This window comes from Pontibacterium sp. (assembly GCF_964228735.1).
Lineage (GTDB): Bacteria > Pseudomonadota > Gammaproteobacteria > Pseudomonadales > Balneatricaceae > Pontibacterium.
The window spans coordinates 1-10232 of record NZ_CAXRBQ010000150.1 but is presented as its reverse complement, the minus strand read 5'-3'; the positions used below and the strand labels follow the sequence as shown (position 1 = coordinate 10232).

The 10232-nt window shown below is 55.0% G+C and carries 9 protein-coding genes; 1 reads left to right on the top strand and 8 read right to left on the bottom strand.

Features of this window, described 5'->3' with window-relative positions; genetic code table 11:
- The 8 genes from yegD to ACEQ15_RS16705 all read right to left on the bottom strand — a co-directional run.
- The coding region (gene yegD / locus ACEQ15_RS16740) for a molecular chaperone (protein ID WP_370280384.1) at window positions 1–885 on the bottom strand (885 nt) is incomplete at its 3' end.
- A 113-nt stretch (window positions 886–998) separates the two neighbouring features.
- A complete protein-coding gene (locus ACEQ15_RS16735; RefSeq protein WP_370280383.1) occupies window positions 999–1631 on the bottom strand; it encodes a LysE family translocator in 633 nt (210 codons plus the stop codon).
- 124 nt (window positions 1632–1755) lie between these two features.
- On the bottom strand, window positions 1756–2466 hold the full coding sequence (locus ACEQ15_RS16730; RefSeq protein ID WP_370280381.1) for a helix-turn-helix domain-containing protein: 711 nt from the start codon (window positions 2464–2466) through the stop codon (window positions 1756–1758).
- A 193-nt stretch (window positions 2467–2659) separates the two neighbouring features.
- Window positions 2660–3472, bottom strand: a complete 813-nt coding sequence (locus ACEQ15_RS16725) for an enoyl-CoA hydratase-related protein (RefSeq protein WP_370280380.1) — start codon at window positions 3470–3472, stop codon at window positions 2660–2662.
- A gap of 9 nt (window positions 3473–3481) precedes the next feature.
- Window positions 3482–4330 (bottom strand): 3-hydroxybutyryl-CoA dehydrogenase, encoded by an 849-nt coding sequence (locus ACEQ15_RS16720; protein WP_370280379.1) that lies wholly within the window; start codon window positions 4328–4330, stop codon window positions 3482–3484.
- 193 nt (window positions 4331–4523) lie between these two features.
- Entirely contained in the window at window positions 4524–6185 is a 1662-nt protein-coding gene (locus ACEQ15_RS16715) for a BCCT family transporter (protein WP_370280378.1), read from the bottom strand.
- A gap of 144 nt (window positions 6186–6329) precedes the next feature.
- On the bottom strand, window positions 6330–8423 hold the full coding sequence (locus ACEQ15_RS16710; RefSeq protein ID WP_370280377.1) for an acetate--CoA ligase family protein: 2094 nt from the start codon (window positions 8421–8423) through the stop codon (window positions 6330–6332).
- A 72-nt stretch (window positions 8424–8495) separates the two neighbouring features.
- Window positions 8496–9662, bottom strand: coding sequence for an acyl-CoA dehydrogenase family protein (locus tag ACEQ15_RS16705; RefSeq protein WP_370280376.1), 1167 nt, complete (start codon window positions 9660–9662; stop codon window positions 8496–8498).
- A 289-nt stretch (window positions 9663–9951) separates the two neighbouring features.
- On the opposite strand from ACEQ15_RS16705, the gene ACEQ15_RS16700 reads away from it, so the two are divergent.
- Window positions 9952–10232: enoyl-CoA hydratase-related protein (locus ACEQ15_RS16700; protein WP_370280375.1), on the top strand; the 281-nt coding region annotated here is incomplete at its 3' end.

The window sequence follows — 10232 nt, the reverse complement described above, 5'->3', positions numbered from 1 at the left end:
CCAGTACGGTTGGCTTGGCAGAGGCCGACCGCTTTTCAGCGTCCCACCCATACCAAATACCGGCATCAGACCTCTGTACGCCAGATTGATATCCAGATCATTACCGCCCACACGGGAACCGCTGTGGCCAAGAAAGTCGTCGCTACGATCGGCTTTGGCGCGGTGTTCCGGCCCCATACGCACCACGGAGCAGTCGGTGGTACCACCACCCACGTCCACTACCAGAACGGTTTTGTTTTCAGTGAGATCTGATTCAAAGTTGATGCCTGCCGCCAGCGGTTCGTATAGCAGCTCAACCGATTCAAAACCGGCACGCTCTGCAGCACGGTGCAGAATTGCACAGGCCTGTTTGTTGGCGTCTTCTCCACCCAGACCCTGGAAGTTAACCGGGCGTCCGATCACAGTGTGGCGCAGCTTGCCATCCAGATTACGCTCGGCGGCTTTCTTAATCTCAAACATCATCGCGCTGACAATATCTTCGAAGAAGGCGATATGTTCTGCGCGCAGGCCACTCACACCCAGAAAGGACTTCGGAGATTTAATGAAGTAGCCCTCTTCGGGCAGATCGATGTAGTTCTCGATCGCTTCTTCACCGACAAAGACCGTCTGCTCGCCCGGGGCAACATCATGCTCACGACGTGCATTAGTTGCCATACGCAGTTGGTTGGCGCGTTCCTGCATGTACTGCTCGCGCAGCACTGGATTTTCGATCTGTTTAGCGACCGCTTCGCAGATCAGTTCGCGGGAAAGGGCGTAGAGGGTGGATGGCAGGAAACGTTGTTCGCCATGCATCGGCAGCAATTCGATGCCACGTGTTGTACCAGATTGGGAGTGAGGAACGCCGATGGCGCAGTTAGAGCTTCCGTAGTCGAATCCGGCAATCATGGGGTGTTTCCGCAGAGCATAAAAAAAGGGCGCGTACGTTAACACATACGCGCCCGAATAGAAGCACTTTAGGAGTACTTTGACACACAAAAAAGAAGTTGTAGGGGCCTCGCTTACTGACCCGGTGTAGCTGCCGTTGCCAGACGTACCGCCAGCAGGGCCAGAGCACCACCACAGATTCGGTTCAACCAACGCTGTGCATTCTTGTTGGCTTTAAACCAACCGGACAAACGACCCGCCACATAACCCACCGGCGTTTTAACCAGGAAGGAGAGCATCGCAAAGGTAGAACCCAGTGCCAGCAATGTCATGGTTGGGTTTGCGTTGTCTGCCGATACAAACTGCGGCAGATATGCAAAGAAGAAGATCGCGATTTTTGGGTTGGTGACGTTGGACAGCGCACCGGCGATAAAGCAGCTTTTCAGCGTACCTTGCGCACCCGGATCTTCATCGATCTCGATTGGTGGTGCTTTCAGGGTTTTGTAACCGATATACAGCAGGTATGCCGCGCCTACATATTTCATAATGCTGAAGGCCAGCTCGGAGGTTTGCAGCAGGGCACCCAGACCCATCGCCACCAGTACGGTGTGCCCCAGCAGACCGGTCGCGACACCGGCTGCGGTAACAATGCCTGCACGGGTGTTGATCCCGATAGAACGGGAGATCACCAGCACCATATCCTGGCCCGGTGATGCGATCAGCACCAGGGAGGTAACAATAAAAACGATCAGTGTTGAATCTAACATCGCAAACTCGTTATTCACGTTGAATTTGCGATGCAGTGTATACGACGATTTTGCTTATGAATTTGGCAAAAAGCCGATTGTGTTCAGCAAAAAGCTGAAGTTGATCGTTTGGAAGCCGATTTGATTAATGCTTGCGCAAGCTGCTTGGGGGCATGCCAAAGTAACTGGAGAAGCGGTGGCTGAATGAGGAGATATCCTGGTAGCCCACATTGGATGCAATCACACTGATCGGGTAGTCGGTATGCACCAGCAGCGCACGAGCTTTTTCCATACGAAGACGCAGCAGATGCTGGCCCGGGGTGGTGCCGGTTTCCTTCTTAAACAACGCTTTAAACTGGCTGAGACTGAGGCAGGCAACATCCGCCAGTTCGCTCAGCGGCGGCGACAAACTCAGGTCCCGTTCCAGGTATTCGATCACCTTGGAAATGCGCGGATCAATCTTTGTGACAAACTCCTGCTCATTCAACAGCTGTACAAACCACTCCCCCATACTCGCTTCAAGTGCAGGGCTGATCTGGTTTTCGAGCTGTTTCTGTACGAAGTAGCAGAAAGAGAGCACCGGCTGGGAGACAAAGATGAAGGATTCCGTGAGGTTCTTCATGCTGTCGGGCAGTTCATCCATATCCGCCACCAGAAACTGTGAGCCTCTGGATGGGGCAAACTCATGCTCATCACCCTTAAGCACAATCACACACTGACCCGGTGCAGCACGCTCGTGGTGGCGACCGGTATCGATGTTGGTCGTGCCCAGCAACGGGAAGGTTAGCTGGTAGTGATCGTGGGAGTGTCTATCGCTATCAAAACTGTAGGAGCGAATAGAGAGCTTGGCTGCCATTGTATGTCCGAAGAATTAGATTGATCTCAGAGTGAATGGTAGCTCAATTTTGTAATTATGTATTTTGGTGAAAAGCCGGTCGGTTTGTTTGGGAAGCTGATCGAAAGGGGTGAAAAGCCGATTGATGGGAAAAGTGCCAGGTTTCTTCCCTGTAACCCGGCGGGGAGGGACTTGTTTGCAGGTTCCTTCGCTGTTACACGAAGGAAGGTTTACGGTTTTCGATAAACGCCTGCATGCCTTCGGCACGATCCGGTGTGGCAAAGCTCAGACCAAACAGATCACTTTCCATCACACAGCCGTTTTCCAGATCCAGATCCTGGCCGCGCTGCACCAGCTGCTTGGTCATCTGGATGGCGGTGGTGCTGTTCAGGCTGATGCGGTCGGCGAGGGCAAGTCCCTCACCCAGCAGATCGGACTGCGCATACACGTGGTTCGCAAGACCGCGTTGCAGTGCTTCTTGTGCGTTCATGGCACGGCCACTGACCAGCAGCTCCATCGCCATGGCGCGGCCCAGCAGTCGGGTTAGACGCTGACTGCCACCAAAGCCCGGTGTAATGCCGAGGCTGACTTCCGGTTGGCCAAAGCGGGCATTCTCGGAGGCCAGGACAAAATCACAGCTCATCGCCAGCTCGCAGCCGCCACCCAGGGCATAACCGTTGACCAGTGCGATCACCGGAATCTTCATCTGTTCCAGGCGACGAAATGCCGCCATGCCACGCTCGGCGAAGGCTTTACCTTCCAATGGAGTAAGGGTGCTCATTTCGGTGATATCTGCACCGGCTACAAAGGACTTATCGCCTGCACCCGTAATGAGCAGTACACGGGCGTTGCTGTCGTTATCGACCAACTCGGCTGCTTCGGCTAATTCCGAAAGCACGGTGGTGTTTAGTGCGTTCAGCACCTTCGGGCGATTGATGGTCAGCAGGTAGATGCCAGGTTGGATTTCGGTAAGCAACAAGGTTTCGAAGCAGGCTTGGATTGTTGGAATCTGTTCAGGCATATTCATGATCTCACCTCAGCTGTAATCGAAGAAACCGCGGCCGGATTTGCGGCCTAAGAGACCACTATCGACCATCTCTTTGAGCAGTGGGCACGGGCGATACTTGCTGTCGTTGTAGCCTTCGTAGAGCACCTGCATGATGCTCAGGCAAGTATCGAGACCGATAAGATCGGCCAACGCTAGCGGTCCCATCGGGTGAGCGGCGCCCAGTTGCATGGCGCTATCAATCTCGGATGCGCTGGCAACACCTTCGTCCAGGGTGAAGATCGCTTCATTGATCATTGGGATTAGGATGCGGTTCACCACAAAGCCCGGACGATCTTTGGCGCTCACTGGCACTTTCTCCAGCGCTTTGACCATCTCGATCACGCTGTTGTAGGTTTCAGTGCTGGTGTGCAGGCAGGTGATCACCTCAACCAGCTTCATTACCGGCACAGGATTCATAAAGTGCATGCCGATCACGCGATCCGGCCGTTTGGTTGCAGTCGCCAGGCGGGTGATGGAAATAGAGGAGGTGTTGCTCGCCAGAATCGTATTCGGTGGGCAGATCTGGTCCAGTTCGCTCAGGATCTGCTGTTTCAGCGCTTCGTTTTCGATAACGGCTTCGACCACCAGTTGTGCATCGGCCATGGCGGTCAGTTCTGTGGTGGTGCTGATGCGGCTGATAATCGCATCGGGAGACTCCTGCAGCTTATCTTTGCTGTTCAGTCGCTCCAGGCTATTCAGAATGGTATCCAATCCACGTTCGAGCGCAGCTCCGTTGATGTCGTTCAGGATCACGTTCAGGCCAGCCGTTGCGAAAGACTGAGCGATGCCCAGCCCCATCTGACCGGCACCGATTACGCCGATGGTTGAGATTGTCATGGTACTGCTACCTACATTGAATTTAGTGTGTTGAGTTAGCCGGTCGCCGAGAAGGCGCTCCAGCGGTATTGGAAAAAGGGGGCTTGCGTATCAAGAAGCCCCAAAAGGACAGGGTGTGTGACAGTGTCACGTCACACACCCAAAGGCATAGGGAATGCTTATAAACGAATGAGATACGTTACTTTCTATATGGCTAAGAGCTTGCCTGTGGCTGAGCCTGTACTGCATCCAGGTTTGATTTGGATTCGGTGTGTACAGTCTCTTCGTCAATGTGCGCTACCACCACATTGCGGCCACTCTGAGGGCAGCGGGCGATGGCTCGTGCCGCCAGATCGGTGCCAAAGTCCTCTTTAGCCCAGCGCAGCATGGATGCTGCCATGATGAACAGCACAGGGATCATCGGTAGGGCTACCAGGATGGTAGAGGTCTGTACTGCTTTCAGACCACCGACAGACAGCAGGCCTACACCCACCAGAGCCAGTAGCAGGGTCCACAGGATACGGTTCCAGCGTGCTGGCTCTTGATAACCGGTGATCTCTTTGGTGCAGATAGACGCCAGCATGTACGCAGAGCTGTCTACTGTGGTTGCCAGGAACACAAAGCAGAGCAGGGTGAACATTGGCAGCACCAGATCGGCCATTGGCAGTGTCTGCAGTACAGCAACCACTGTGGCTGGGATGCCTCCTTCGCTCAGTACCGCCTGCAGGTTAACGGTGCCGTTCACATCCAGATCGATGGCGTAACCACCCCAGATCGCGAAGAACGCCCAGCAACCCACGGAACCCCAGGTTACACCGTTGATGATCAGCTCTTTGATGGTACGACCACGGGAGATACGTGCTACGAACAGACCCATCATCGGTGCGTACGCGATCCACCACGCCCAGTAGAATACTGTCCAACCTTCTGGGAAGCCGCCCTTATCAACCGGATCGGTCCAGAAGTTGATACGGAAGAAGTTGTCCATGAACAGACCGAAGCTGTTGGACCACAGGTTCAGCAGGAACACGGTAGAACCGGCAAACAGTACAAACACCAGCAGTACGAAGGCCAGCACAGCGTTGATGTTGGACAGAGTCTGGATACCCTTGTTCAGGCCGTTGTACACACTCCATGCGATCATCGCAGTCCACGCGGCCAGGATTACCAACTGCAGGAAGAAGGAGTCTTCAAGGCCAAACATCGCCTGGAACAGTTCAGATACCAGTGGTACGGACAGACCCAGGGAGGTACCTACACCACCCACGATGGAGAAGATCACTACAATGTCGATCACTTTGCCGACAGGACCATCAACCAGATCACCCAGGATGCCACGGCAGGCTTCACTCAGACGCAGTACGTGCACTTTGCGGACGTACAGGGCGTAACCGATCGGCAGGGCTGGCATCAGGTACAGCGCCCAAGGCACAACGCCCCAGTGGAACATCGGATACATCGCAGCCCATTCAGCGGCAGCCGGTGTATTCGGTTCCACACCTAGTGGTGGACCGGACAGGAAGTAGAGCGGCTCTACAAACGCCCAGTTACAGATAGAGATGCCGATGCCTGCACAGAACAGCATGGCGATCCAAGGGACTTTCTTGAATTCCGGGGTGTCTTCAGGCGCACCCAGTTTGATACGGCCAACCGGGCCAAAAGCCAGCCAGCACATAAAGAAGAAGCTACCGATACCGGACAGCAGATAGAGCCATCCGAAGTTGCCGGTAAACCAGCTCAACAGGCCGCTTACCACAGCTTTACCGGCGTCAGGATTGATCGCCAGCGGGATACTTGTTGCCAGGATAACGATCACAGCGGGCCAGAGAATGGCCGGATCAATCGCCATCTTGTTGTTATTGTTTTCTACACTCATAGCTTGGTACCTAGGTTTTATTGTTGTTTTAGATCGCCCGCTGATCGTTTCGGGATCAACCAGCAGACGCTTCCTGTCTGGACAATGAGTTGGGGTGAAGACCTGGAAAGACGGTCGGCCTTCACCCCGAGGTATTGGGTGATGTCAGCCTCGCATATGCACCAGTGCATCCACGGCGACAGCACCTTTGCCTTCTGGGCGCACCATCAGCGGGTTGATATCCAACTCGGTGACCTGCTCCCAGTGTTCGGTCGCGAATTCAGCGACGGCCATCACCGCATCCACGACCGCATCCAGATCACCCATCGCTTTGCCACGGTAGCCCTGCAGCAGTTTGGTGCCTTTAAGGGAACCAACTGCTTCAGTAACGGCTTCGCGTGATGTTGGTAGCAGCAGGGTGGCACTGTCGTTTAACAGGTTGACCAGAATGCCGCCGGTGCCAACGATCAGAGCCAGACCAAACTGCTCGTCCCGCTTCAGACCGATGATCATTTCACCAACGAAGTCGGAGATCATCGGTTCGATCAGAAAACGAACGTTGTCGAGGCCCTGTGCCTTGAGGCTTTCGGACATGGTGTGCGCAGCCGTAGTTACGGCGTCGGCATCTTTCAGGTTGAGCACCACCGCACCGGCTTCGGTTTTGTGGGCCAGCTTGTCGCTGACACCTTTCATCACCACCGGGTAGCCGATCTGATCGGCAACTGCGGCGACATCTGCAAGCTCTGCGACCTGACCACCTGGAAGTGGTAAGCCGTAGCTGCCAACCAGCTGTTTGGAGTCCCATTCGTCCAACATGCGGCTATCGCCTTCGGCTTCTGTACCCTGGCGCAGCAGCAACTGGCTGGAATCATCCAACGCCAGAATCTGCTCGCGGCGCTGGCCGTATCGAACCAGACGGGCGAGGGCAGCAACGCCATCCTTCAGGCCCTGCAGCGGTGCGATCCCTGCGTTCACCAGTCGGCGACGGGCGTTTTCAGGCATCAGCTCGCTGAGGTTGCAGATTACCGCGGCGGTTTTGTGATGCTGGGAATGTGCAGCAATCATCGCGTTTACCGCCACCTGCCATTCGTGGTCGTCACCGATCCCCTGTTTAGGGAAATCGAGCGCCAGAATGGTGGCGTCACAGAGGCCTTCCATCAGTGTGCCGAACACCTCGGTGCAGGCTTCTTCGTTACCCCAGATAGACGTGTTGTAGTCCAATGGGTTGGAGAGGCTGGCGAAGTCCGGCAGCAGCGCACCGAGTTTCTCTTGCTGGTGGTCGGTGAGCTGTGGCAGCTGCAGATTGTAGTGATCCAGGCTGTCGGCCAGCATGGCGCTGTCACCGCCGGAGCAGGTCAGTACGCCGATACGGTCACCGGCTGGCAGTTCACACAGCGCAGCGATCTTCAGGGTTTCCAGCAGTTCACCCAGAGAGTGCACGCGCAGGATGCCAAGGCGGTCGAACATCGCCTGGTACATGTCATCGGAACCGGCCAGGGAGCTGGTGTGGCTCATCGTCAGCTGGGTGCCGATTTCGGAGGTGCCGGCCTTCAGTACAACCAGAGGCACGCCTTTCTCGACCGCTTTCAGTGCGGCGCGGCTGAAGGATTCGATATCCTTCAGGCCTTCGATATAGAAACCGATGGCGCTGACGTTGTCCTGTTCCAGCAGCGGCTCGATATAGTCACCTACACCCATCACCGCCTGGTTGCCTACGCTGATCACGTGGGTGATCGGCAGGGAACGGTCGTGCATGGTGAGGTTAAGCGCCACGTTGCCGCTCTGGCTGATGATGGCTACACCGCGTTCGGTCTTCTCGCCAGACAGGCGATCCGGCCATAGCGCCACACCGTTGGTGAAGTTGAGCACGCCGTAGCAGTTCGGGCCTACCAGGGCCATGTCACCGGCCGCTTCTACCAATGCGTCCTGCAGTTCGCTACCGCGACCGCCCACTTCGGCAAAGCCGGCTGCGTAGCACACAACACCACCGCAGCCTTTTTCGCTCAGCTGAGCAACTGCGTCGATGGTCAGTTCAGCGTTTACGGAAACGAACGCCGCATCCGGTGCATCCGGCAGATCCGCGATCGTTGGGTAACATTTAATACCCGCGATCTCGTCATATTTTGGGTTTACCACCCAAATTTCACCGTCGAAGCCGATCTGTTTCGTGTTCTGAATTGGCAGCTCCAGATTGGAACCACCGATCAGCACGATGTGACGTGGCGACATCAAACGGCGCAGGTTATCTTGTTTGGACATAAGCAATACCTGATCAAACTCGGGACTGGGTGTGGTGAGGACCACACCCATCTAGGGCCATCTACAAACGACTTACCAGCCGGTGTAGATCTCCATGCCACGTTTCTTGATCTGGCCGCCGATGATCACACGTTGGATCTCGGAGGTGCCTTCCCAGATACGGTCTACACGGGTATCACGCCACAAACGCTCAACCGGTTGCTCACGCATGTATCCTCGGCCACCCATAACCTGAACGGCTTTGTCACAGACGCGGCCGACCATTTCGGAGCAGTGCAGTTTCAGTGCAGCAGCACGGGCGTGGTTCATCTTACGGTCGTTGTTCTGATCGATATCCCAGCTCAGACGGTACAGCATGGACTTGGCAGCCATGATCTCAACCGCCATATCCGCCAGCATGAACTCAACAGCCTGGAAGTCGCGGATAGACTGACCGAACTGAACGCGGTTGGCGGCGTATTCGTTCGCTTCGTTGGCTGCACGGATCGCCGCGCCCACGCAACGAGCCGCGATACCCAGACGGGCTTCTACGAACCAGTCTTTGGTCATGTCGTAACCCTGGCCAACTTCGCCCAGGACTTTATCGTCACCTACGAACACATCGTTGAAGATGTACTCAGGGTGTTTGAACGCGAAATGGTGGGTGTACAGAGGGGTACGCTTCAGTTCAACGCCTGGCAGGTCTTTGTCGACGAAGAATACGGTTGGCTTATTAACGTCTCCGTCGACATGCGCGTGTACCAGAATGTAGTCGGCGATATCACCGATGGTCACGAACCATTTCTCGCCGTTGATACGCCAGCCGCCGTCCACTTTATCTGCACGGGTAGTGCACTGGGATGGGTCGGAGCCAGCATCTGCTTCAGTAATCGCGTACGCATCGCGACGCTGACCCTGACAGGTAGGAATCAGGTATTCCTCTTTCTGTGCCTGAGATGCAAAACGCATTGGGTAGGATGGGTACCACAATGCATCCCAGATAGCACCGGTCGCGCCACCAAGCTGTTCGTTCAGAATGGTCTGCTCAAAAATGGTGAAACCCTGACCGCCATCTTCTTTGCTGTGGTTCGGTGCGTTGAACTCCCAGTCCAGTACCTGCTGGATGATCAGGTTATGGGTCTCTTTGCTGATGCCGTCGTTCTCTTCACACTCCATTTCGTGTGGGTACAGCACCTGTTCAGTAAATTCTTTGGCTTTTGCCTGCAGCGCCTGATGTTCTTTAGAAAGGCTAAAATCCATCACTCAGTCTCCATAGTTCTTTTTGTGTTGATGATGGTGTGGCAATCGATGCGATGGCCGTTGATGGTCTTTTCTACGTTAAGTGAGCGATGGGACTTTCAGTTTCATTGAGACGACATTTACCTCCAAGATTCGGCCATCATGATCTCTTTTATCCCTGACGGTTTGCGGATTGAAAGCAGGATGGCTGGAATCTGAAGGTTTATGTCGTCTGTGTGTAAGGAGTAAAAAACGGCTGCCGTTTACCTTTGTGGGCATACCAATAAAGACAATAAAAGAGGTAGCCAACATGAGTGCTCCGCTACATATCGAGCGGCACGAATCCGTGCTTCTTATTACGCTGGATCGCCCCAAAGCGAATGCGATCGACAGCACGACCAGCCTTGCCCTGTACCAGGCGTTTTCCGACTTCGAAGCTGACCCGAGTTTGCAGGTTGCAGTTCTGACCGGCGGTGGTGAACGCTTCTTCTCCGCGGGTTGGGATCTGAATGCTGCCCAGGAAGGGGAAGCGGTAGATGCTGACCATGGCCCGGGTGGTTTTGCCGGACTGACCGAGTTCTTCTCTTTGAC

What these genes read in the sequence shown, in the direction of transcription:
- ACEQ15_RS16735 (WP_370280383.1), bottom strand. Translation starts at nt 1,631, where the DNA reads ATGTTAGATTCAACACTGATCGTTTTTATTGTTACCTCCCTGGTGCTG.
- ACEQ15_RS16730 (WP_370280381.1), bottom strand. Translation starts at nt 2,466, where the DNA reads ATGGCAGCCAAGCTCTCTATTCGCTCCTACAGTTTTGATAGCGATAGA.
- ACEQ15_RS16725 (WP_370280380.1), bottom strand. Translation starts at nt 3,472, where the DNA reads ATGAATATGCCTGAACAGATTCCAACAATCCAAGCCTGCTTCGAAACC.
- ACEQ15_RS16720 (WP_370280379.1), bottom strand. Translation starts at nt 4,330, where the DNA reads ATGACAATCTCAACCATCGGCGTAATCGGTGCCGGTCAGATGGGGCTG.
- ACEQ15_RS16715 (WP_370280378.1), bottom strand. Translation starts at nt 6,185, where the DNA reads ATGAGTGTAGAAAACAATAACAACAAGATGGCGATTGATCCGGCCATT.
- ACEQ15_RS16710 (WP_370280377.1), bottom strand. Translation starts at nt 8,423, where the DNA reads ATGTCCAAACAAGATAACCTGCGCCGTTTGATGTCGCCACGTCACATC.
- ACEQ15_RS16705 (WP_370280376.1), bottom strand. Translation starts at nt 9,662, where the DNA reads ATGGATTTTAGCCTTTCTAAAGAACATCAGGCGCTGCAGGCAAAAGCC.